Source organism: Bordetella sp. (assembly GCF_057362025.1).
On record NZ_JBMQQZ010000052.1, the window covers coordinates 1 to 21,682 of the forward strand.

At 66.9% G+C, this 21,682-nt stretch carries 19 protein-coding genes; 11 read left to right on the plus strand and 8 right to left on the minus strand.

Annotated features, from left to right (window positions below):
• Positions 1-249: 249 nt before the first annotated feature.
• Entirely contained in the window at positions 250-927 is a 678-nt protein-coding gene (locus ACO1P8_RS10190; RefSeq protein ID WP_486295771.1) for a helix-turn-helix domain-containing protein, read from the minus strand.
• Between the two features lie 165 nt (positions 928-1,092).
• Between ACO1P8_RS10190 and ACO1P8_RS10195 the strand changes: the two genes are divergently transcribed.
• The 6 genes from ACO1P8_RS10195 to ACO1P8_RS10220 all read left to right on the plus strand — a co-directional run bounded on the left by ACO1P8_RS10195 (position 1,093) and on the right by ACO1P8_RS10220 (position 7,068).
• Positions 1,093-2,175 (plus strand): ABC transporter ATP-binding protein, encoded by a 1,083-nt coding sequence (locus ACO1P8_RS10195; RefSeq protein ID WP_486295772.1) that lies wholly within the window; start codon positions 1,093-1,095, stop codon positions 2,173-2,175.
• Positions 2,176-2,254: 79 nt separating this feature from the next.
• Positions 2,255-2,971 (plus strand): HAD-IA family hydrolase, encoded by a 717-nt coding sequence (locus tag ACO1P8_RS10200; RefSeq protein WP_486295773.1) that lies wholly within the window; start codon positions 2,255-2,257, stop codon positions 2,969-2,971.
• Positions 2,972-2,991: 20 nt separating this feature from the next.
• Positions 2,992-4,293: an NAD(P)/FAD-dependent oxidoreductase gene (locus tag ACO1P8_RS10205; protein WP_486295774.1), complete on the plus strand. Its 1,302-nt coding sequence runs from the start codon at positions 2,992-2,994 to the stop codon at positions 4,291-4,293.
• Between the two features lie 96 nt (positions 4,294-4,389).
• Positions 4,390-5,367: an ABC transporter substrate-binding protein gene (locus ACO1P8_RS10210; protein ID WP_486295849.1), complete on the plus strand. Its 978-nt coding sequence runs from the start codon at positions 4,390-4,392 to the stop codon at positions 5,365-5,367.
• A 28-nt stretch (positions 5,368-5,395) separates the two neighbouring features.
• Complete coding sequence (locus ACO1P8_RS10215; protein ID WP_486295850.1) at positions 5,396-6,289, plus strand: ABC transporter permease; 894 nt, start codon at positions 5,396-5,398, stop codon at positions 6,287-6,289.
• Entirely contained in the window at positions 6,286-7,068 is a 783-nt protein-coding gene (locus ACO1P8_RS10220) for an ABC transporter permease (protein ID WP_486295775.1), read from the plus strand. The genes ACO1P8_RS10215 and ACO1P8_RS10220 overlap by 4 nt, the downstream gene beginning before the upstream one ends.
• A gap of 57 nt (positions 7,069-7,125) precedes the next feature.
• Here the strand turns inward: ACO1P8_RS10220 and ACO1P8_RS10225 are convergent, their stop codons facing one another.
• Both ACO1P8_RS10225 and ACO1P8_RS10230 read right to left on the minus strand, forming a co-directional pair.
• Positions 7,126-8,211 carry a mandelate racemase/muconate lactonizing enzyme family protein gene (locus ACO1P8_RS10225; RefSeq protein ID WP_486295776.1) on the minus strand — a complete coding sequence of 362 codons (1,086 nt, stop codon included), beginning with the start codon at positions 8,209-8,211 and terminating at the stop codon, positions 7,126-7,128.
• A 113-nt stretch (positions 8,212-8,324) separates the two neighbouring features.
• Positions 8,325-9,293 (minus strand): Bug family tripartite tricarboxylate transporter substrate binding protein, encoded by a 969-nt coding sequence (locus ACO1P8_RS10230; protein ID WP_486295777.1) that lies wholly within the window; start codon positions 9,291-9,293, stop codon positions 8,325-8,327.
• A 199-nt stretch (positions 9,294-9,492) separates the two neighbouring features.
• Here ACO1P8_RS10230 and ACO1P8_RS10235 point away from each other — a divergent pair, with 199 nt between their 5' ends.
• Positions 9,493-10,479: a LysR family transcriptional regulator gene (locus tag ACO1P8_RS10235; protein ID WP_486295778.1), complete on the plus strand. Its 987-nt coding sequence runs from the start codon at positions 9,493-9,495 to the stop codon at positions 10,477-10,479.
• Positions 10,476-11,099 carry a cysteine dioxygenase family protein gene (locus tag ACO1P8_RS10240; RefSeq protein WP_486295779.1) on the plus strand — a complete coding sequence of 208 codons (624 nt, stop codon included), beginning with the start codon at positions 10,476-10,478 and terminating at the stop codon, positions 11,097-11,099. The genes ACO1P8_RS10235 and ACO1P8_RS10240 overlap by 4 nt, the downstream gene beginning before the upstream one ends.
• On the opposite strand, the gene ACO1P8_RS10245 is transcribed toward ACO1P8_RS10240, so the two are convergent.
• Both ACO1P8_RS10245 and ACO1P8_RS10250 read right to left on the minus strand, forming a co-directional pair.
• A complete protein-coding gene (locus ACO1P8_RS10245; RefSeq protein WP_486295780.1) occupies positions 11,093-12,238 on the minus strand; it encodes a mandelate racemase/muconate lactonizing enzyme family protein in 1,146 nt (381 codons plus the stop codon). The genes ACO1P8_RS10240 and ACO1P8_RS10245 overlap by 7 nt on opposite strands.
• Positions 12,239-12,251: 13 nt before the next feature.
• The gene (locus tag ACO1P8_RS10250) at positions 12,252-13,253 is read right to left on the minus strand and encodes a Bug family tripartite tricarboxylate transporter substrate binding protein (RefSeq protein WP_486295781.1); all 1,002 of its coding nucleotides are present in this window, start codon (positions 13,251-13,253) and stop codon (positions 12,252-12,254) included.
• Positions 13,254-13,408: 155 nt separating this feature from the next.
• Here ACO1P8_RS10250 and ACO1P8_RS10255 point away from each other — a divergent pair, with 155 nt between their 5' ends.
• A complete protein-coding gene (locus ACO1P8_RS10255; protein WP_486295782.1) occupies positions 13,409-14,380 on the plus strand; it encodes a LysR substrate-binding domain-containing protein in 972 nt (323 codons plus the stop codon).
• Positions 14,381-14,460: 80 nt separating this feature from the next.
• Positions 14,461-14,868 (plus strand): GFA family protein, encoded by a 408-nt coding sequence (locus ACO1P8_RS10260; protein ID WP_486295783.1) that lies wholly within the window; start codon positions 14,461-14,463, stop codon positions 14,866-14,868.
• 24 nt (positions 14,869-14,892) lie between these two features.
• On the opposite strand, the gene ACO1P8_RS10265 is transcribed toward ACO1P8_RS10260, so the two are convergent.
• Positions 14,893-16,701 carry a uracil-xanthine permease family protein gene (locus tag ACO1P8_RS10265; RefSeq protein ID WP_486295784.1) on the minus strand — a complete coding sequence of 603 codons (1,809 nt, stop codon included), beginning with the start codon at positions 16,699-16,701 and terminating at the stop codon, positions 14,893-14,895.
• Between the two features lie 251 nt (positions 16,702-16,952).
• Here ACO1P8_RS10265 and ACO1P8_RS10270 point away from each other — a divergent pair, with 251 nt between their 5' ends.
• Positions 16,953-18,440, plus strand: coding sequence for a glutamate-cysteine ligase family protein (locus ACO1P8_RS10270; RefSeq protein WP_486295785.1), 1,488 nt, complete (start codon positions 16,953-16,955; stop codon positions 18,438-18,440).
• Between the two features lie 13 nt (positions 18,441-18,453).
• Here ACO1P8_RS10270 and ACO1P8_RS10275 read toward each other — a convergent pair whose 3' ends face one another.
• Both ACO1P8_RS10275 and ACO1P8_RS10280 read right to left on the minus strand, forming a co-directional pair.
• The gene (locus tag ACO1P8_RS10275) at positions 18,454-19,641 is read right to left on the minus strand and encodes an ABC transporter substrate-binding protein (protein ID WP_486295786.1); all 1,188 of its coding nucleotides are present in this window, start codon (positions 19,639-19,641) and stop codon (positions 18,454-18,456) included.
• Positions 19,638-21,674: a SpoIIE family protein phosphatase gene (locus ACO1P8_RS10280; RefSeq protein WP_486295787.1), complete on the minus strand. Its 2,037-nt coding sequence runs from the start codon at positions 21,672-21,674 to the stop codon at positions 19,638-19,640. Before ACO1P8_RS10280 ends, ACO1P8_RS10275 begins: the two co-directional genes overlap by 4 nt.
• Positions 21,675-21,682 lie beyond the last annotated feature (8 nt).

Genomic DNA, 21,682 nt, shown 5'->3' on the forward strand with positions numbered 1-21,682 from the left:
GGGCGTTTTTGCCTTGGGGCGGCCCGGCGGCAAAAAGGGCCCCCACGCTGCGCCGGCGAGGCCGGCTTGCTGTCCCCCGAGGGGGCGTTTTTGCCTTGGGGCGGCCCGGCGGCAAAAAGGGCCCCCACGCTGCGCCGGCGAGGCCGGCTTGCTGCCCCCCGAGGGGGCTTTTTGCCTTGGGGCGGCCCGGCGGCAAAAAGGGCCCCCACGCTGCGCCGGCGAGGCCGGCTTGCTGTCCCGCCTGGGCGACTACTCCCGTGTCGCGGCCGATGCGTTGATCCAGATGATCCGCGCGGCGCCTTCCGAGGGGTTGCGGAACATGTGCGGAACGATGGAGGGAAAGCGGAAGGCGTCTCCCGGATTCAAGACGAAGGTTTCCTGCCCCAGCATCAATTGCAGCTGGCCTTCCAGCACATATCCCGCTTTTTCGCCGTCGTGGCGGTGGAAATCGTTGCCCGACGAGCCGCCCGGCAGCAGCCGCAATTCATACATTTCGATCCACGACGGACTGTCGGGCGAGATCAGGTCCTTGATCACGCCGGTGGGACTGAGCCGCAGCCGGCGCCGTTCGTTCATGCGCACCACGAAGGAGGGCGACCGCGCTTGCGCGGGTTCTTCGAAAAAGCGCGAGATCGGTATTTCCAGGGCTTCACTCAACAAGCGCAGCGATCGCAGCGAAGGCGTCGACAGGCCGCGCTCGATCTGGCTGAGCATCGCGGCGGAAATGCTGGCGCGTTCGGCCAGGGCCTGCAATCCCAGGCCCGCCCGTTTGCGCAGGTCGCGCGCGATCGAGCCGATACGCAGCAGTTCGGCGCTATCGGCATGGTCGCCGTTATCGGCCGAAGCATCGCGAGCGATGGCTGCCGACGTTCGCGCTTTGCGCGCGGGCGGGCGGGTGGAAACGGCCGGCGATTTTTTCGTGGGCATTCAGGTTCGTCCTAGGGGAAAACCACAGCGTGACATTTTATTCACTTTAACTAAAACTCCCTATCAGTCTTTTCACTAGCGGTGAAATTTCCGGGTAGGGCGTTTCACCGATGTTGTGTTTTGCCGGCGCGGCGTGGGGGTTTTCTAGCAGGGGGCAGGCGAACTATGGCTGATTCCCATGTGGCTGGCGTCGTCATCGAGAACGCCACCAAGCAGTACGAGGAGTTTCGCGCTCTGGACGACGTGAGCCTGGAAGTGGCGCCCGGTGAGTTCGTCTCCATACTCGGCCCATCCGGTTCCGGGAAGACGACCTTCCTTGGCGTGCTGGGCGGCTTCGTGCCGCCGACGTCCGGGTCGGTGCGGCTGGGCGAGCGCGACATTACCTACCTGCCGCCGCATAAGCGCGACATCGGCATCGTCTTCCAGAGCTATGCCCTGTTTCCGCACATGACGGTGGGAGAGAACGTCGCCTATCCGCTGCGCGCGCGTCGGCAGCCCAAGGCGGGCTGGGCCGCCAAGGTGCGCGATGCGCTGGGCACGGTCGAACTGGCCGGCTACGAGCACCGCCGCATCTCCGAGTTGTCGGGCGGGCAGCGCCAGCGGGTCGCGTTGGCGCGCGCCATCGTGTTCGAGCCGCGCCTGATCCTGATGGACGAGCCCCTGTCGGCGCTGGACAAGCAGTTGCGCGAGAACATGCAGATCGAGTTGCGCCAACTGCACGCCAAACTGGGCGCGACCATCATCTACGTCACGCACGATCAGCGCGAAGCCCTCACCATGAGCGACCGCGTGGCCATCCTGAACAAAGGGCGGCTGGTGCAGATCGATACGCCAGAGCGCCTGCACAACCGGCCCAAGGATGCCTTCGTGGCCGGATTCATCGGCGAATCGACATTGCTGCCGGTCGAGCGCGCGGGCGATGATTCCGTGCGTCTGGGAACCACCACATTGCGCTGCGCGTATTCGCTGCCCGATCAGGCCGAACTGTTCCTGGCGATACAGGCGGAAAAGCTTTTGATCGACGCATCCGCCGACTCCGGCGCATCCAACCGTCTGACCGGCCGCGTGACGGACGTGGTGTTCCAGGGCGAGAGCGTACGCGTTTTTCTGCAGTTGGAAGGCGGGGCGCGGGTCAGCCTGCGCCAGCCCGCTCACCACATTGGCCGGCAACGGATAAAGCCGGTGGGGGAATCGATGACGGTATCGCTGCATCCCGAAGACACCATCGTGGTGCCCCGGGCCGCCTGATCGCCCCCGGCGCGGCCGCAACAACTTTTCGTGCACGGCGCCGGACCGTCTGCCGGCCCTAAGATCCGAGAGAACCGATATGCCCACATCCCTGGATAGTTTCAAAGTCCTTACCTTCGACGTCGTCGGCACGCTTATCGATTTCGAGAAGGGCGTGCTCGACTCCATACGTGCCCTGGGCGGCGAAAAGGCCGTCAAGGCGCCCGAGGACGAGATCTTCGAGGCCTACAAGCGGGGCCGCGATCTTCACTACGGCCGGTCCAGCGTCGCCATGAAGGACGTCTATCTGCACCTGGCCGGGGAGCTCGGCTTCCGGAGCGACGAAGCGACCGCCGACGCCTTCCAGCTTGCCGTGCTGCGCTGGCCGGGCTTCGCCGATTCCGCCGCGGCCCTGCAGCGCCTGCGCAAACGCTATCGGCTGGTGGCGATGACCAACGCGGACCGCACCGCCTTCACCGCCTATGCGCACACGCTGGGCAATCCCTTCGACGATAGCGTCACGTGCGACGAGACCGGCACGGCCAAGCCGGACCCGCAGTTCTTCGCCTTCAACCGCGGACGGCAGTCGGCCTTCGGCTACCGGCAGTCCGACATCCTGCATGTGGCCCAAAGCCAGTACCACGATATCGGCGTGGCCAGGGAGCTGGGCTACGCCGTCTGCTGGATCGAGCGCAGGCAGGGCATGAGCGGGTGGGGCGGCACGCCGGAACCCAAGTCCGTCACGCAGCCGGATTACCACTATGCCAGCCTGGCGCAGCTGGCCGATGCCGTCGACGCGGCCTACGCGCGCGGCTGAGCCGGTCCACGGGAGCCGCCATGAATCCGCCGCCTTTTCCGGAGATCGCTTCGCTGTGGCGTGAGACGGCGGCGGTCAAGCATCGTTATCCTCGCTTGAAAAGTACCGTGCAATGCGATGTCGCCATCGTGGGCGGCGGCTACACGGGGTTGTCCGCCGCCCGCCACCTCGCCTTGCGCGGCCTGGATCCGGTCGTGGTGGACGCCAGCCGCATCGGCTGGGGCGCGAGTGGCCGCAACGGCGGCGTGGTGTCCGGAAAGTTCCGCCTGTCCTTCGCCGACTGCGCCAGCCGCTACGGCATGGACATGGCAAGGCGCATGGCGGCGTTGGCGCACGAGGCCGTCGACCTCGTGGCGGAAACCGTGGATGCCTGCGGCATCGCCGACGCCCGCTTGCGCATCGCCGGAAATCTGCGTTGCGCGCATAACGATATTGCCCTGGCGCGGCTGCGCGACGAACGCGACTGGCTGGCGAGCAACATGGGCGACAGCGGCTCGCGGCTGCTGTCGCGCCAGGAAATCATCGACGAAACCGGGTCGAGCGACTTCGTGGGCGGCTTGCTGAACCCGCAGGCCGGGCTGATCCATCCGCTGAATTACGCCCGCGGCCTGGCGGCCAATCTGGCGCAGCAGGGCATACGCTTGTTCGAGCAAAGCCCCGTACTGCGCATCCGCCGCGCGGGCGATCGCGTGGAGGTGGTCACGCCGGATGGCGCGGTCAGCGCGCGGCATGTCGCGCTGGCGACCAACGCCTATTCCGATCTGACGCCCGCCACGGCGCCCCTGGCCCGCACGCTGGTGCCGTTCCGCAGCGCGATGGTGGCGACCGAGCCATTGCCGCCCGCGCTGCTGGCGACCTTGTTGCGCGAAGACCGCAGCTACAGCGAAACGCGACGTATGATGCGCTGGTTCCGCAAGGCGGACGATCGCATCCTGTTCGGCGGCCGCGGCGCCTTCGGCAGGGACGATTCCGACGCGGCCTTCGCGGCGCTGCGCCGCAAGATGGTCGCCATCTTTCCCCAACTGGCCCAGGTCCGCATCACGCACCGCTGGTCCGGCCTGGTGGCCATGACGCTGGACAGCGTGCCGCACGTCGGTCCGTGGGATGAGCGGATCTGCTATGCCGTGGGCTACAACGGCGCGGGCATCGCCATGGCGACCCTGATGGGCCGCTACCTGGCGGATATCGTCCAGGGCGGCAGCCCCGATATCGGGCTGCTCGCGGCGCCGCGACTCAGGACAGTACCTTGTTACCCCCTGCGGGAACCGATCGTCCGGCTGGTCGCCGGCTGGTATCAGTTCCTGGATGCCATCGGCCGCTGAGCGCGGTCTTTTCTTGGAGTGATCGCCATGTCGCTTCTTTACAGCAAGTTCCTGCGGACGGCGGTTGCCGCGTCCTTGTGCGTCAGCACATCGGCGATGGCGGCTGGCCAGATCACCTTCGTTTCCCAAGGCGGCGCCTGGCAGGAGGCGCAGACCAAGGCCATCCTGGATCCGGCGGCGCGCCAACTGGGTATCACCATTAACCAGGACAGCGTGCCGGACGCCTGGCCCATGATCCGTACGCAGGGCGAGACCGGCAAGCCGATCTGGGATGTCGTGGATACCCCCACGGTGAATTGCCTGCGCGGCGGTGCGCAGGGCCTGATCGAGAAGCTGGACTTCAGCAAAATTCCCAATGCCAAGGACATGCCGGCCAATTACAAGTCCGATTACTCCGTGGCTTATGAGTTCTATTCCAGCGTCCTGGCCTACGACAAAAGCAAGTACAAGGATAAGGCGCCGTCAAGTTGGGCAGATTTCTGGGATGTGAAGAAGTACCCCGGCCGGCGCGCGCTGCGCAACCACCCGCTGGCGACGCTGGAGGCCGCGCTGATGGCCGATGGCGTGCCGCCGGACAAGCTGTACCCGCTGGATGTGGACCGGGCGTTCCGCAAGCTCGAACAGATCAAGCCCTACATCACCGTCTGGTGGACATCCGGAGGACAGTCGGCCCAGTTGCTGCACGATGGCGAGGTGGACATGATCATGGCCTGGAACGGCCGCGTCAGCGCCTTGATGAAGGAGGGCGACGACGTGGGCTTCACCTACAACCAGGGGGTATTGCAGAGTACCCAGCTGTGCGTGTTGAAGAACGCGCCCAACCTGGACAACGCCATGCGTTTCGTCAACGCGGCGATCTCCCCCGAACTGCAGGCCAATATTCCCGCGCAGATCGACTATGGACCGGGCAATCCCGCCGCCTTCAAGACCGGCAAGATCCCGGCGGAGCGGGCCAGGGAGCTGCCCAGCGCGCCGGAGAATGCCTCGCGCCAGGCGCTCATGGCCTATGACTGGTGGACGTCGCCGGCAGGCGAAGCCGCGGAAAAGCGCTGGCTGACGTTCATGCAGAAGTAGCCGGGGCGGCGCGATGAACCCGAACGCCATGGATAAGGGAGCCGCAGCGGTTGTCCATGCGGCCCAGGACAGCGCCTCGGTACGGCACGCGAGGCGCGAGCGCTGGTTGATGCTGGGGCTGCTCGCGCCAGCCATGCTGGTGGTGATACTGCTGCTGGTGCTGCCGCTGCTGTGGCTGGGCTGGCAGTCCATCTACGACGGCGGGTTCACGCTGGCGCATTACCGGCGCATTTTCACTGAATACATCTACCTGAATACCTTCCTGCTGACGTTCCGCATCGCCGCCGTCACCACCTTGCTGGCCCTGCTGCTGGGCTATCCGGTCGCCTATGCCGCCGCCGCCTTGCCCAACCGCTGGCGCGTGGCGGTACTGGTGCTCGTGCTGGTGCCGTTCTGGACCAGCGTGCTGGTGCGTGCCTATGCCTGGTTGATCCTGCTGCAGCGTACCGGCGTCGTGAACAAAGCCCTGCTGGGCGCCGGCCTGATCGATCGGCCGCTCGGATTGATCTACAACGAACCCGGCACCGTGATCGGCACCGTGCATATCCTGCTGCCGTTCATGATCCTGCCTCTGTACGCCACCATGCAGAAGATACCGCGCGATTTGCTCATGGCCGGCGCCAGCCTGGGCGGATCGCCCGCGCACGTGTTCCGGCGGGTGTTCCTGCCTTTATCGCTGCCCGGCATATTGGCCGGGTCCACCCTGGTTTTCGTCCTGTGCCTGGGCTTTTACATCACGCCGGAACTGCTGGGCGGCGGCCGCACCGTGATGGTGTCCATGATCGTCAGCCGGAACGTGGAGCTCTATAACCAATGGGGCGCGGCCAGCGCCGTCAGCGTGGTCCTGCTGCTGTGCGTCTTCATCATCTTCGCGGCTGTCACGCGCGTGCTGCCGCTGGATAAGGTCGTGGTCACGCGATGACGTCTCGTATGCCGGCCCGCTTCGCGTATTTCCTGCTGGTGGCATTGGTGCTGCTGTTCCTGATCGTGCCCGTGCTTATCATCGTGCCGATGTCGTTTTCGGATGCGCGCTTTCTGACCTTCCCGCCCCGCGCGTATTCATTGCGCTGGTACGAGGCGTTTTTCGGCAACCCCGCCTGGTTGCAGGCGGCCCGCACCAGTCTGACCATCGCGGTGGCGGCCACGCTGGTCGCCACGCCGCTGGGCGTGCTGGCTTCCTATGCCATCAATGCCTCGGGCGCCCGGGTGGCGCGCTATGCCCGTACCGTATTGCTCCTGCCCCTGATGGTGCCGGTCATCATCGTCGCGATCGGCGTGTTTTTCATCTATGCCAGGATCGGGCTGGTGACGACCCTGCCCGGACTGGTGCTGGCCAATGTCATGCTGGGCCTGCCCTACGTGGTGGTATCCGTGACGGCAGGCCTAACCGATTTCGACCCGGTGCAGGAATTGGTCGCGCGCAGCCTGGGAATGAACCGCTTGCGCGCCTTCATGACGGTGACGCTGCCGCAGATACGCGCCAGCGTGCTGTCGGGAGCGCTATTCGTATTCATTTCCGCTATCGACGAGACCATCGTCGCGCTGTTCATCTCCGGCGGCGCCAACCAGACCTTGACCAAGCGCATGTTCACCGCCTTGCGCGATGAGATAGATCCCACCATCGCTTCCATCAGCACGATGATGACGGCAGCGTCCTTTATCCTCGCCATGATTGTCATGGCGGCGCGGCGCAAGCGGTGATCTGCGGGCGCTGGCGCCCGCACACCGGGCAAGCCGGCGCTGCTTTACGCTCTGGCGTCAAACCGCGAACCGGGCCACCGCTTCCGGGTCGAAGGCGTATCCCCAGCCCGGCGCCGTGGGTACCGTGACATTACCCTCGGCATCCGGCTGGATCGGCGCGCCGTACAGCGGAGCGAACCACGGCATGTGCTCGACGATCATGGCATTGGGCAGCGCGGCGGCCAGCGACAGGCTCATCTCCGTGAAAAGATGCGGCGAGATCGGCGTGTTGAAGAATTCCGCGGCATGCGCGACCTTCAGGAATTCTGTGGGGCCGCCCATGCGTTGCAGGTCGGGCATCAGGATGTCGGCCGATTGGCGCCGCAGCATTTCCATCATGCCGAAGCGCGCATACTCGCTTTCGCCGCTGGCCACGGGCGTATCCAGCGCGGCGGCGACCTGCGCCTCGCCGGCATGATCGTGATAAGGCACCGGCTCTTCGATCCAGCCCAGTTCGAACTCTTCCAGCCGTCGTCCCAGCCGGATCGCCCGGTCGGGCGTGAACTGCTGGTTGCAGTCCGCCATCAGCCGCACCCCGGGCCCGATCGCTTCGCGTACCGCCCGGACCCGATCCACATCTTCCTGCATGCCGGGCTTGCCCAAGGACATCTTCATGGCGCGATAGCCCTCTTTGACGAAACCGGCGGCCTCCAGCTGCAACTGGTCGATGGAAGCCGACAGCCGCAGGCTGCCGCTGCGGTAGATCGGCAACGTGTCGCGGCAGGCGCCGATCAGGCGGCCGACGTTCAGCCCGGCCTGCTTGCCGCGCAGATCCCACAACGCCATGTCGATGCCTGCCATGCCCACGACGGTAGCGCCGCGATGGCCCAGGAAGGAGATATCCGACCAGGCGCGCGACCAGAACGCGCCGCTCATGGCGGGGTCCAGGCCCAGCACCAGCGGTTCCAGGCTGCGCAGGGTTTCGTGCAGGACGGACAGCCGGTGGCCGTTCAGCGTGAACACCATGCCTTCGCCGGTCGTGCCTTCATCGGTTTCCAGCGTGACCAGCACGCAGTCCGCCGTCTTGATCACGATGCGCGCGCTGGGGATAGGGGAGGGCAGCGGAACGCTGACGGTTCGCAAATCGAGTTTGGTGATCTTCATGGGCGATTTCGGTGGGTGGGCCTTGGGTACATCGGCTTCAATACATCGGTTGCAATACATCATCGGCCTTGGGCGCATGGCGCGCGGGTTCACGATGCGCGGGAGCGTGGCCTTTATTCGGCAACGACGCCGGCATCGTGCAGGATGGGGCCCCAGTAGGCGATATCCGCCTGCACCGCTTTGCCGAATTCCTCGTTGCGGCGACCGTCGGCGATCACGCCCAGGGACTCCAGGCGCTTCTGCACGTCCGGCATGCGCACGATCTCGGACAGTTCGCGGCCCAGCCTATCGGCGATGGGGGCAGGCGTGCCGGCCGGCGCGAAAATCCCTTTCCAGGCAACCATCTCGAAACCGGGCAGCCCCAGGTCGGCCACCGGACGCACGCCGGGCAGGGCGGCCATTTCCGTTTTGCTGGTGACCGCCAGGGCCTTCAGCCGCCCGGCCTTGATCAGGGGTTCCGCCACGGGTATGACCTCGAACGCCATATCCAGCCGCTTGCCCATCAGGTCCGTCATGACATTCGGACTGCCCTTGTAAGCGATCTGCCGCATGTGCGTGTGCGTCATGCTCATGAAGAGCGCCGCCGACATATGGTGGAAGCTGCCATTGCCGCTGGTGCCGTAATTCAGTGTGTCGGGCGGCTGCGACTTCAGTTCGTGGATGATGTCCTGCACAGAGTTGAACTTGCTGTCGGGCGGCACGACCAGCACGCAGGGCCCGCGATCCACCATGACGATGGGGGTGAAGTCCTTGCGCGGATCGTAGGGCAGCTGCTTGTAGACGAACAGGTTCGAAACATTGGTCGTCGTGTTGCCTGCCAGCAGGGTATAGCCGTCCGGCTTGGCGCGGGCGACCATCTGCGCGCCGACCATGCCGGATACGCCAGCGCGGTTTTCGATCAGCACGGGTTGCCCCAGGCGCTTGGACAGCAGCGGCGCCAGGATGCGCGTCACCGTATCCACGCCGCCACCCGCCGTATACGGCACGACGATGGTCACGGGGCGATTGGGGTAGGTATCGGCGTCGGCCGCGGCGGCGGACGCCGCCAGCAGCGCGGCCACGATGGCAAGCACAAAGCGCATGACTGCTCCTCTCGATGTGCCCGGACTGCAGCCGGGCTCTTGTTTCGTTTGTTTCGCCATCCGGACAAAGGGCGGCGCGGATGATTATGTCGTGGCCGTCCGTGGCGCGCGCGGGGCGTTCGTCGATATCAGCTATGCTGGATATCGATGGCTCCGACGTCTTGCCGGCAGGCCGTCGCCTGCGCAGGAGGCGGACACCATGGATCTTCGACAGCTGGCCTATTTCGTGGCCGTTGCGGACGCGAAAAGCTTTACGCGGGCGGCCGTCGCCTTGAATCTCGTGCAATCCACGCTAAGCCACCAGATCGCGCTGCTGGAAGCGGACGTCGGCCAGCGCCTGCTGACGCGCACGGGTCGGGGCGCGGTTCCCACGGAGGCCGGCGCGGCCTTGCTCCTGCACGGGCGCGCCATGTTGAATTCGGCCCGCAAGGCGCGCGAAGAGCTGCGCGACCTGCATCTGAATCCGGCCGGCCGTCTCGCGGTCGGCCTGCCGTCGCAGGTCGCCCTGTCCATGGCGTCGCCGATGGTCTCGAAGATGCGCGATCGCCTGCCGCGCGCCATCGTTTCGATCTCCGAGGGCATCAGCCTGCATCTGCGCGAACTGCTGATCGAGGGCCGGCTGGATGTGGCGCTGCTCTACGATCCCCCACCTTCGCCGCAGCTGGCCTATCGCACGCTGACGCGCGAAGCATTCCTGCTGGTGGGGCCGGCCGGCGCGCCGCCGCTGCCCAGGCGCGTGTCCCTGGCCGCGCTGGCGGGATATCCCATGCTGCTGCCCGGCCGCGGGAACGCCATCCGATCGCAGATGGATTCGGTGCTGGCGCCGCGCGGCGTGCAACTGAATATCGTCGCGGAAGCAGGGGTGGTATTGACGCTGTTGAAGCTGGTCGGCGACGGCCTGGGCTATACCGCTGCGCCGGCCAGCATGCTGATGCACGGCGGCAGCCGGCTGCGCCTGCAAACCGCGCGCATAGGGCCGCCGTCGATCCGCAACCGGCTGGTTCTGGCCACTCCGAAAGCGCGTCCCGAGACACGCCTCTTGAAAGAATTCCTGCAGGTCGTGCAGGACCTGTATCCGCCTGAAGGCGTCCAGGAGCCCGCCCCGCGCGCGCGTACCGGCGATGCCGCCGGCCGCCCTGTTACCATCAAACCTTCCTCCCCGCATCGAAAAAGAGGATCGACATGAGTACAGGGATCGATAGGCTGCGCGGCTTTGTCGCACTGGCAACCCGCCGCGCCGAACAGGCCGGCAGCGCGGCGATGCCCGGCCCGGGCCTGCTGGCCGCTTTCCGCGATCTCGTCAGCCACGACGACTGGCTACCCGCGGACTGCGCCGTGCCGCATGCGGAGCACTACCAGCAATATCTCCTCCATTGCGATCCCCTGGAGCGCTTCAGCATCGTCAGCTTCGTGTGGGGACCGGGCCAGGCGACCCCGGTGCATGACCATACGGTTTGGGGCTACGTCGGCATGCTGCGCGGCGAAGAGATCAGCCAGCATTATGGCCGCGGTACCCGCGCCGGCTACGAACCGGTGGGCGAGCCGGTACGCCTGACTCCTGGCGCGGTAGAGGTGTTATCGCCGTCCGAAGGCGATATCCACAAGGTGTACAACGCCCATGCCGACCGGGTGTCGATCAGCATTCACATGTACGGGGCCAATATCGGCGCGGTGCGGCGCAGCGTATTCGACCCCGAAACGGGTCGGGCCAAGCCCTTCGTATCGGGGTACTCCAGCGCGCAAACGCCGAATATCTGGGATCGATCCGCCGCCGTCCGCGCCCTGGCGCAAACCGCCGGTCAGTAGGGCGTGCGATACCGCGCCAGGGCCGCGAGGTCGGGCTCGACGCCGATGCCAGGCGTGTCGGGCAGGGTGATCCAGCCATCTTCGTTTACCGCCTGCGGCAGGGTCCAGACGGTTTCCCGCAGCGGATTGGGATTGGCGTCGACTTCCACCATGCCGGCCGGGCCCAGCGCCGCGCGCAGGTGCATGGAAGCGGCCAGGCCGATGCCTCCGCCCAGCCAATGCGGACAGAAGGTCAGGCCGGCGATCCGGGCGTAGCGGGCGACCTCCATGCAGCCGGAAATCCCGCCCCACTTGCCGACGTCCGGCTGGATGAAGCGCAGGTGTCCGTTATCGATGGCGGCCTGGAAATCGGCCTGGCCACGGATGTTTTCGCCGGCGGCCAGCGCCAGCGTGGTGCCGCGCGCGAGCCGGCGCCAGTCCGACAGCGCTTCGTCGGCCGCCAGCGGCTCTTCCACCCAATAAGGACGGAATGGCTCCAGCGCCGCGATGCGTGCGTCCGCGACGTCCGGCGCCCAGGCCTGGTTGGCGTCCACCATGATGCGGGCATTGGGTCCCAGGGCCGCCCGGATGTCGCGAAAGTTCGCCTGGTCGCGGTCCGGTTCGAAGCCCACCTTGAATTTGAACGCGGCATAGCCTTCCTTCTGCTTGGCCAACGCCGTTTCCGCGACCTTGTCCGGCCCGAGGCCGCTGGCATACGGAAGGACCCGGCCATCCGCGCCATCGGCCGCGGTTCCGGCGGCGTCCGCCAGGACGCGCCACAACGGCCGTCCCATGCGCCGCGCGCGCATATCCCACAAGGCCTGGTCGATGGCCGATGCGACCTGCGCCATCGGGCCGGGTTCGCCGGCCTGTATCGCCATGCGGCGCAGGCCTTCGTCGAGCATGTGCCAGGTGCCCCTCGGGTCATCGCTGGGCGTGCCGACCAGCATCGGCGCGACCAGGTCGCGCGTCAGCCGCGCCCGGTGTTCCGCCCCCACCGGCGGGAAGTTGCAGAACACTTCGCCCCAGCCCCACGCCCCATCGGCGGCCGCGACCCGCACGAAAACTGCGGGACGGTTGCTGAAACTGCCCACGGCAGCCCGCACCGGCACATCGATGGGCGCGCGGAAAACATGGGCCTCGATCCGTTCTATCGTCATTCGCGGTTCCTGGTCAGTCGGCTTTCACGCCAAGGTCATTGGCCACCTTGCCCCACTTCTGGAGCTCGGCGCCGATATAGCGGCGGAAATCCTCCGGCGATCCGGCGTCGGGCACGAGGCCGGCTTCCAGCAGTTTCGCATGGATGTCCTTCTCGGCCTGGACCTTGTTGACGGCCTTGGCGAGTTTGTCGACAACGCCGGCGGGCAGCCCGGCGGGGCCGGCCAGCCCTTGCCATGCCACGACTTCGAAGCCGGGGAGGTTGGCGGCTTCGGCGATCGTGGGAATATCCGGGTACTCCGGTACGCGCTGCAAGCCGCCCACGCCCAGCACGGCCAGCTTGCCGGCCTTGACCTGCTGCATCATCGTGCCCTGGTCGGCAAAGATCATGTCCACGTGGCCGGCCACCAGGTCGCCCAGCAGCGCACCCGTGCCCTTGTAAGGCACGTGCAGCATCTTGATCTGCGTGCGTGCCTCGAAAAGCGCGGCGGCCATTTGCTGCATGCTGCCGGTGCCGGAAGAACCGTAGCTCAGTGCACCCGGATGCGCCTTGGCATAGCCGATCAGCTCCGCCGCCGTGCGCACGGGCACTTTGGTCGGATTGACCACAAGCACGTAATTGACGACGACCGTCTTGGTGATGGGCGTCAGCTGCTTCAGTGGATCGTAGGGATTGTTTTTGTAGATGACGGGATTGATGCCCAATGTGGCGATATTGCCCAGCAGCAGCGTGTAGCCGTCGGCCGGTGCCCGGGCCACGGCTTCCGTTCCGATGATGCCGCTGGCACCCGGTCGGTTGTCCACCACGATACTCTGCCCAAGTTCCTTGCCGAGCGCGGGCGCGACGATGCGCGCGTAGGCGTCGACCGCGCCGCCTGGGGAAAACGGCACGATAAGGCGTATGGGCTGGCTGGGATAGCTGTCCGCGGCAAGCGCGGTCGACGCTGTCCCGGCCAGGGCGAGTGCCGCCATGGCGTGCACGAAGGACCGCCGCACGCGGTTCGGTTGGTGTGTCATGGATGTCTCCCATATCTTTGGACTTTCCGGCTCTCCGGCCGGCGGCGCGGCGGGCCGCCGCCGGACGCCTGCGCGAATTATCCGGGCGGGGGTATTCAGGATCAATTATGGATTTATCATCAGCTCATATTTATTCCATATGAGCCTGGCATACCTTGACCGCTACTCTCGGCGCTTCGGCGCGTTACCGCCTGGACCGCCTGCGTGTGCGGCATCTGCGCCTGCTGGACATTGTGGGCCGGGAAGGATCCTTGGGCGCCGCCGCGCGCGAACTGGGCATCAGCCAGCCGGCGGCAACGCTGTTGCTGCGAGAGCTGGAGGAGGTGTTCGAGGCGGTCCTGGTGGATCGCGATGCGCGCGGTGCCCGCTTGACGCAGCAGGGGCGCGGCGCGATGGACCGGCTTGCCATCGCCATGTCCATCCTCGACCGGGCGATGGAGGCCGCGCAGGCGCCGGGGGCCATCCCCACGCTGCGAGTCGGATGCGTGCAGATGGCGGGTTTCACGGCGCTGCCCGATGCCTTGTCGCGCCTGCTGGCGGCGGACGAACTCGCCTACACAAGGATCGTGGAGGGAGAAAGCCAGGGACTGCTGCAGGCGCTGGGCGCGGGCGAGCTGGATTGCGCGGTGGCCTGGCTGGACGAGTCGATCGCGGCAGCCGTCGATCTGGACCGTTTCAGTATCGAACCGCTGTGGTCCGGGCAGATGCGTGTCTTCGCGGCCGCCCGCCATCCGCTGGCGCGGCGCAGACAGGTGTCCGTCGGGGAACTCGCACGTTGGCCGTGGGTTGTCCCGAATCCCGGCTCGCGCACCCATGCGGCTTTCCAGCGCCTGTTCCTGAATGGCGGCATGGCCGCGCCGCGGCCGCGGCTGCTCTGTTCGTCGATCCATTCGGGCGCGCATATCGTGGCGGGCGGGTTTTTTCTGGGAATCGCGCCCGATACCGTCGTGGCACGATATCGGGACAGCTTGTCGCTGCGGACATTGCGTGGCGATGCCTTGCTCCTTGCGCCCGCCAGGTTGTCCTTCTTCGCCTTGAAGGATGCGGCCGCCTTCGAGCCCGTCGCGCGCTTTCGCGAGGCGGTGCGGGCGGCATCCAGCCCGGGCAGGGCAACCCGTCGATTATGATGCTCAGCGTCCGCCGGACTGCGCCGCAAGCGCTCGTGGCCCGTGCCGCGCGAATCGCGACCGTATCCAGGAGATTCCCAATGAAAGTCCAAGGCCGGTGCCATTGCGGCGCCATCGTCTACCAGGCGGAAGTCGATCCCGATACCGTCTCGATCTGTCATTGCACCGATTGCCAGCGCCTGAGCGGCGGCATCTTCCGCGTGAATATCCCCGCGCCGGCGGAGCACTTCCGCATCGTGAAGGGAGAGCCGCGCCGCTACATCAAGACCGCCGATAGCGGCGCCAAACGGGTGCATGCATTCTGCGAGAACTGCGGATCGCCGGTGTATTCCAGCGCGGTCGAAAACCCGGCCAGCTATTCGTTGCGCCTGGGGGCGCTGGACCAGCGCGACCAACTGGGCCGGCCGCGCCGCCAGATCTGGGCCCGGCGCCGCATCGGCTGGATGCCGCCGCTGGACGACGTGCCGGCCGTCGACGGCCAGCCTTGAAATCAGGCGATGTGAGGGCGCGGGCTAGTGATCGAAGTGCAGGCGCAGGAACGACCGGCCGTCGCGTTTGCCGGTGACGAGACGGTCGGCCAGGCGCCGCAGCAGGACGGTCGACACGCCCCGCAGCGCGCGGTCCAGTTCCGCCTGGAATTCTTCGTCCCGCGTATCCAGCAGCGAGGGAGGTGCCGGTGCCGCGACGCCAAGGTGCAGGGGTTCGCCCGTGTGAGTCAGCTCGATATCCAGGTTGAACTCGTCGAAGCTGCCGCGGATCGCCGTCACGGCCCTGTCTGCGCCGGCGGCAAGAACAGCCTCGGTGGCTTCCAGCGCGGCCTCCGCGGCGCGCTGCACGGCATCGCGCCGCGCGCCCCAGCGGGCGCCCGATGTCTCTACGAAAGTCACCACGGCGGTCCCCAGGTCCATGGTCGCGCCGCCCTGGTTGCGCGGCAGCGGCACCAGGGCCTGTTCGTCCCGCTGCGACACGCCCAGCCGGAACAGCAGATTCAGCAGTATCGCGACGACGCCCGCGACGACGACGCCGCTCTCGGCCAGGATGCGCATCGATCGGGGGGCTTGCTCCGCCACGTCGGGCAGCAGGATGGTGCCGACGCCGGCCGCCAGGGACAGGCCCACCATGAAGGTCGCCCGTGCGTCCATTGCGCGCGAGGCAATCAGTTCTATGCCGGACACCATCAGGTAGGCCGCCGCGTAAGTCTCGACGGCCCCCACCACCGGCGTGGGAATCAGCGTGAGCGCGACGGTGGCCTTGGGCAGGAAGGCGACCAGCGCCAGCAGCAGGCCGGCCACCAGGCCGGCGTAGCGGGTCGTCGAGCGGCTGATATGGCACAAGGCGATATTGGCCGACGACGTTCCACTGGGCAGTCCTCCGAGGAAGCCCGCCAGGATGTTGGAGATCGAGCCGGCGCGGATACCGCCGCTGACGCGCCGCATATCGGCCCGGCGCCAGTCGGCGTCCTCCATCTTGCTCATCAGCACGACGGTGCCCAGCGTATCGAGCTGCACCATGACCGCGAGCAGCACGATGGCCACCAGCACGGCCGGTTCGACATGAAGGTCCGGCGCGGGCACGTGGGGCAGGCCGAAGAACGACGCGCCCGCCAGCTGCTCGCCCCCGGATAGCCGGCCAAGCACGCCTGCCAGGGCGACTCCGGCCACCAGGCCCGCGAGCAGGGCGAACAGCTTGGTGCGCCGCGATCCCCAGACCGACAGCACGACGATGACGGCCAGCGTGATGCCGCTGATCAGGATGTCGATGCCCTCGAACTTCAGGCTGGTGCCCGCGGCAGCTTGCGCAGGAGTGAACCCGGTCGCATGATGGAAGGCGGGCTCGATCAGCGATATACCCGTGACGCAGACCACCACCCCCGCGATGGTCGGAGGAAAGAAGGCTCGCAGCCGCGGGATGGCCTGGCCTATGAGCAGGCCCGCCACGCCGTTGGCCATGCCGATCGCCGCCAGCACGCCGCCGCCCTGCACGGCGATTACCGAAGCCGCGGCGATCATGACGATAGGATCCGGCAGGTGGACGATGAGCGCCCCGGCACCCACCCGGCCGCCATAGGCCTGCAGCACGGTGGCGACGGCCATGCCCAGCACGGTGGCCGTGACCAGGCTTTGCGTCGCATCCTGAGGCAGGTTGGCAATGCGCGCCGTGGCCAGGACATAGGCCACGAAGGCGAGGGCAGTGGCGGTATGCTGCGCCGCCAGGCCCAGCAGCGTCCCGAGGGGCGGCCGTTCGTTGGCGGCGTACATCAGGTCCACCGGCCGGCGGTTGGCGTGGACGCGCGGCAGGCGCAGGAGCGATCGCGGGGACATGGGGCGCGCACCTTCGGGCATAGCGCCCGCATGCGATTGATCGGAAGGCTGGGCTGCTCGGCCACGTATTATGAGTAAAAGCAGCCAGGTTGGCGAGGCGTCGTCTGTCGACCTTGGAATACGGCGCCACGATGCGGACGGCGGTTCCGTTGCCGCGCGCGTCTGAACCCATCCCTTGGATGGCAGGCCGAAGCGCGATGGATTAATCCGGAAGGACCGGGCCGTGCAGGCGACGGGTCAGGGAGCGGGGAATGCGAGAGCCGGCAGGGCACAAGCTGGGCCTGGAAATGGAAATGGCGGTGATACGCCGCGGCAGTGGTGCCAGCCACGCGGCCGAACGCTATCCGGAGACCCTGGCGCGGATCAGGCAGGCGCGCGGCGAACGCGTACGCCTGTCTTACCTTGACGGCCGCGCCGTGGGCGCAGGCGGTCCGCTGGGCGAAAGCGGCTTCGACAACGGCTACAACCTGCTGGAGACCGCATTCGCGCCGGTCGCGGGCGGGCCCGGCGGCCTGGACCGGCTGGCCGCCGCCGTACGGAGGGAACTGCGCGACGTGCGCGATGCGCTGGCCGAAGAGGACGCGACGGTGCTCAATGCCGCCGAGCATCCGGCAGCCACGCTGGACGTCGATCGCTATCTGCGGACCCGCATTCCACGTCCCATTTATGGCGAACTGGTCGGGCACCGCGGCTGGCTGCATCGCGCCGGGATCGACGCCAAGGCGCAGAACGGCCCATGCACGTCGGTGCCCGTCGAGAACGCCGCGCGCGCGCTGAACGTCATGCTGGCGCTCGCGCCCGCCTTCATCGCCCTGTTCGCCAATAGTCCCTTGCAGGATGGACGTCCGACCGGGCTGAAGGAAAACCGCCTGACGCTCTGGGACCGCATGTTTCGCCACTCGCGTTTCGCGGCGGATCATCGGCTGCAGCAATTGCCGGAACGTCCCTTCCGGGACCTGGGGGACTATTTCCGCTGGATGTTCGCGCCCGATACGGCCAGCCGTGGCCTGCCGCTGGCCATGGACGACGAATACAAGTCCGCCGTCAGCGTCTACCTGGACCGTCATCCTTCGCTCGGCCGCTTCCTGCAGACTGCCGCCTGGCCGGGGCAACGCGCCGACAATGGGCAAACCGTCCTGCTGCGGCCGCACAGCGGCTATTTCGAGTACTCGCAGTTCGCGCATTTCCTGGATGCGCGTTTCCGCTATCGCTTGCGGACACGGCCGCCGCTGGATGAACTGCTCGCCGCATGGCGGCAGCCGGGCGGCATCGAGGCGCTGTATGCGCGGGTGGGCGTGGACGGCTATATCGAAGGGCGCGCGCCGGGCGCGGTCTTCCCGGACCGGCAACTGTGGGACGAGGCGGGCGCGGAAGTGGCCGCGGACGCGCCGATGGCCGCATCGGCCATGCAATTGTCCTTGTTGCGCGATCTGGACGAGGCGGAAGCCCTGGTGCGGGAATGGGGCTGGTTGTCCTTGCGGGGCCTGCGGCAGGCAGCCATCCGTGACGCCCTGGACGACGAGCGGGTGCGCGCGCTGGCCCGCGATGTGCTGGACCTGGCCAAGGGCGGACTGGATGCGACGGAACGCCGGTGGCTGGCGTATGCGGACTACGTGCTGGCCAGTGGCCGGACGGGGGCGGACCGCCTGCTGGCGCTCTGGACGTCGACGCCCGGCGGCATCGAGGCGAAACTGCGCGCGGTGTGCGCGTGGCGATCGCTGAGCCTGGACGGCGACTGACGACGTCGATCGGTCAACGCCGCTCGTAGACCTCGTCGGCGGCCAGCAGGATGTCCACCGGCGGATCGAAACCGATGGCGTGGGCGGTCTCCAGGTTCAGCGCGATCTTCGCCGGGTCTATCCATACCTGGTTCAACTGGCGTGGCCGGGCGCCGTTGAAGATGCGCGCAATGGTCTCCGCATAGAACAGCCCGACATAGGAGTAATCCGCCTGCGCCAAACTCATCAGGATGCCTTTCTTTACTTCCTCTGAGCCCAGCATGGAAAAGCTGGGCACCTTGGCATCGCGCAGGATTTGCGCCACGTCGGCGATGCTGTCAGGCGTAATGCCGCGATGCACGGTGACATAGGCCGCCTCTACCTGTGGGGCGATTTCGCGATAGCACGCCAGCACGTTGCGCGTGGCTTCTTCCTGCGGGATGCCGTTGGCGCGGGCCTTGCAGGCGCGCACGGCGAAATGCCGCTCGCGCGCGACCTGTTCGACCGCATCCACGGCGGCATAGGTGCGTCCTTCCGGGCTGTCGTCGTACACCAGGCCCAGCGTCCGGAACGGCACGATGTCATGGAACAGGCGGACCTGGCGCTGGTAGCGTTCCGGCTGCACGCGGGCATGCAGGTTGTCCAGTCCGCTGTCTTGCGCGCTCTTGACGATATGCGCGCCCACGGCATCGCTGGTGGATGCCACCACGGTGGGGACGGGGGCGCCCAGCGTCGCCATATCCTGGCCCGCCAGCGTGCCCATCGCGATGATCAGGTCGATGTCGCCGCGCTGCGCGATGCGATCCCGGATGGCCTGCCGCACGGCGGGCCGCTTGCTGGCGTCGAAATTGCCCGGCTGCCACCATGCGTCGGCGACGAACTGCAGGACATCGCTATGGGCGTTGTCGGCCAGGAATTGCCACATCTGGTGACCGGTCAGGCCCTCCGGAATCGTCGGGACCGTCAGCCAGCCCAATTGCTGCAGGCCCGCGATGATGACGCGCAGCGTGCGCGGATATTCGCTGTAGTCGCCGCTTTCGAAATAGCCGATACGCCATTTGCGGCCGTCCGCGCGTGGCTTGGGCGTGGTGGGGAACACCTGTACGGCGGCGGCCTGCGCGGCCGGCGTGGCGTTCGCGCCCGCCGTGGCCGGCACGGCGGGCTGCGCGAAGGCCGTTCGGGCCAGCGCGCACAAGAGCAGCAGGTGGAAAAGACGTTTCATGATGGACGGCGTATTGCAATCAAGGTGATGTCATCGGCCTGCTCGACATCCTTTGCAAAGTCCTGGATATCGTCAAGCAGTCTTTCTGTCAGGCGCGCGGCGGTGGCGCCCGGCCGCGCGACCGTGTTCAGCATGCGATCCATGCCGTAGAGCGCGCCAGCGGAATTGGTCGCCTCCGTGACGCCGTCGGTGTAGCCGATCAGCGTCTCGCCGTCGCCCAGGCGCGCGGTCAATGGCCGGTAGGCCAGGCCTTCCTGCACGCCGCACGCGGGGCCGCTGCGGCCCTCCAGCGAACGCAAGGTGCCATCCGCGCCGATCACCAGTGGCGCCGGATGTCCGGCGTTCGCCCATTGCAGCTCGCCGGTATCCAGGTCCAGGACGCCCAGTAGCAGCGTGACGAACATCATGTTGGGATTGTTCTCGGCCAGGCGGTTGTTGACCCGGGCCATGATCTCGGCGGGGTTTGTCTCGTCTTCCGCGCTCGCGCGGATGAGCGTCCGCGTTACCGCCATGAAAAGCGCGGCCGGCACGCCTTTGTCCGAGACGTCGCCGATGGCCAGGCACAGCCTGCCGTCGGGCAGCAGGAAATAGTCGTACAGGTCGCCGCCGACTTCCTTTGCCGGTTGCATGATCGCATGCAGGTCGGCGCGCGCCAGCACCTCCGGCGGCAAGGGGACGGGCAGCAGCCCGAGCTGGATGGCGCGGGCGATGCTCAGTTCGCTCTCGAAGCGTTCTCGCGCTGTCGTTTCCTGCATCAGGCGCGATACGTTCTCGCGCAGCCGCTTGTCCATGAAAAGAAAGGACGAGGCGAGGCGGCCGACTTCGTCGCGGTGCCGGCCGGGCAGATCCACGATATGGGAGGGCACGGCCGACGGAGCGGTCAGGTCCTGCCGGGGCAGTTCGCGCGCGTAGCGGGTGAGCTCGCGCAAGGGCCGTACGATACGCGACGCCACGGGCCAGGCACAGAGCAGGGCCAGCAGCAGGGTGGCGCCGAAGATCATGGCCTGCCGGTTCAGCAAGGCCGTCGCGGGCGCCGCGAAATCGCTCTCGGGTACCACCGCGACGATCGTCCAGCCCAGCGGCTTGAATCGGACCGCCTCGATATGCCGGGCGTCGCGTCCCGTATCGAAGTCGATCACCTGCGTGTCCGATGTGGCGGTGACGCCTGGCAGCAGTTCACGCAGCGTCTTGCCACTGCGGGCATCGCGCACGTCCAGCAGACCCGCGGCGCGTGCCGGCGGCGGCACCACTGTCTGGTTGTCGTCGGCGGTAATGAAGACGAACCCCGAGCGTGCCAGGGTAAGGCGCGACAAGGTGTCGCGCAGGGCGTTCTTCATCTGCTCGCGGCGGGTGTCGACCTGTTCGATGACATCCTGCACGCTGTCGCTGACGCCGATGACCCAGTCCCACGGACGGAAATAGCCGAAATAGGCGTAGCGCGCCTCGTCTCCCGCGGGCTTGCCGGTTGCCGGTGCCGGGTTGCCGTCCGCGTTGGGAGGCCAGCGGTAAATGGCGAAGCCGTATCCGGAATTGTGGCTTTCCTCGTAAAGCGCGCTGCCCAGCGGGCGCCCCTTGAAATCCGTCACGCCGGCCAGGTCGCGGTCGAGCATGGAGGCATTGCCGCTGGCCAGCACCTGGCCGCTGGCGTCATAGACGAATGCGTAGCGGCGCTCGCCGAATTTCAAATGGTTGATCCAGGCGCGCGCCATGCCCTTGGCCGCGCCCGGGCTGACGACTCCCCGCGCGGCCATATCGGCATAGCCGGCGAGGACCGAAGCGATGAGGGTGCCGGTTTCCAGCAACTGGCGGCGGCCGTTGCGCACCGTGCTGACCTTGTCGTCGAGCAGGGCGGACCAGCGCGCTTCGACGTCGCGCTGGATCAGATTCATCACGTTGTTGACGGCATGCTGCTCGCCGGCGGAAACCGTGCGCGTCACATCGCGGCGGCTGGCCGCCATAATGAACAGCGCTACCACGAGCAGGATCGCGACAACGAGAAGAAAGATCTTGCTGCGCAGGGATCGCGTGAACATGAAAGCGC

Excerpts from the sequence above, each read along its gene's own strand:
- ACO1P8_RS10190 (WP_486295771.1), bottom strand. The coding sequence starts at position 927 with ATGCCCACGAAAAAATCGCCGGCCGTTTCCACCCGCCCGCCCGCGCGC.
- ACO1P8_RS10195 (WP_486295772.1), top strand. The coding sequence starts at position 1,093 with ATGGCTGATTCCCATGTGGCTGGCGTCGTCATCGAGAACGCCACCAAG.
- ACO1P8_RS10200 (WP_486295773.1), top strand. The coding sequence starts at position 2,255 with ATGCCCACATCCCTGGATAGTTTCAAAGTCCTTACCTTCGACGTCGTC.
- ACO1P8_RS10205 (WP_486295774.1), top strand. The coding sequence starts at position 2,992 with ATGAATCCGCCGCCTTTTCCGGAGATCGCTTCGCTGTGGCGTGAGACG.
- ACO1P8_RS10210 (WP_486295849.1), top strand. The coding sequence starts at position 4,390 with ATGGCGGCTGGCCAGATCACCTTCGTTTCCCAAGGCGGCGCCTGGCAG.
- ACO1P8_RS10215 (WP_486295850.1), top strand. The coding sequence starts at position 5,396 with ATGGATAAGGGAGCCGCAGCGGTTGTCCATGCGGCCCAGGACAGCGCC.
- ACO1P8_RS10220 (WP_486295775.1), top strand. The coding sequence starts at position 6,286 with ATGACGTCTCGTATGCCGGCCCGCTTCGCGTATTTCCTGCTGGTGGCA.
- ACO1P8_RS10225 (WP_486295776.1), bottom strand. The coding sequence starts at position 8,211 with ATGAAGATCACCAAACTCGATTTGCGAACCGTCAGCGTTCCGCTGCCC.
- ACO1P8_RS10230 (WP_486295777.1), bottom strand. The coding sequence starts at position 9,293 with ATGCGCTTTGTGCTTGCCATCGTGGCCGCGCTGCTGGCGGCGTCCGCC.
- ACO1P8_RS10235 (WP_486295778.1), top strand. The coding sequence starts at position 9,493 with ATGGATCTTCGACAGCTGGCCTATTTCGTGGCCGTTGCGGACGCGAAA.
- ACO1P8_RS10240 (WP_486295779.1), top strand. The coding sequence starts at position 10,476 with ATGAGTACAGGGATCGATAGGCTGCGCGGCTTTGTCGCACTGGCAACC.
- ACO1P8_RS10245 (WP_486295780.1), bottom strand. The coding sequence starts at position 12,238 with ATGACGATAGAACGGATCGAGGCCCATGTTTTCCGCGCGCCCATCGAT.
- ACO1P8_RS10250 (WP_486295781.1), bottom strand. The coding sequence starts at position 13,253 with ATGACACACCAACCGAACCGCGTGCGGCGGTCCTTCGTGCACGCCATG.
- ACO1P8_RS10260 (WP_486295783.1), top strand. The coding sequence starts at position 14,461 with ATGAAAGTCCAAGGCCGGTGCCATTGCGGCGCCATCGTCTACCAGGCG.
- ACO1P8_RS10265 (WP_486295784.1), bottom strand. The coding sequence starts at position 16,701 with ATGTCCCCGCGATCGCTCCTGCGCCTGCCGCGCGTCCACGCCAACCGC.
- ACO1P8_RS10270 (WP_486295785.1), top strand. The coding sequence starts at position 16,953 with ATGCGAGAGCCGGCAGGGCACAAGCTGGGCCTGGAAATGGAAATGGCG.
- ACO1P8_RS10275 (WP_486295786.1), bottom strand. The coding sequence starts at position 19,641 with ATGAAACGTCTTTTCCACCTGCTGCTCTTGTGCGCGCTGGCCCGAACG.
- ACO1P8_RS10280 (WP_486295787.1), bottom strand. The coding sequence starts at position 21,674 with ATGTTCACGCGATCCCTGCGCAGCAAGATCTTTCTTCTCGTTGTCGCG.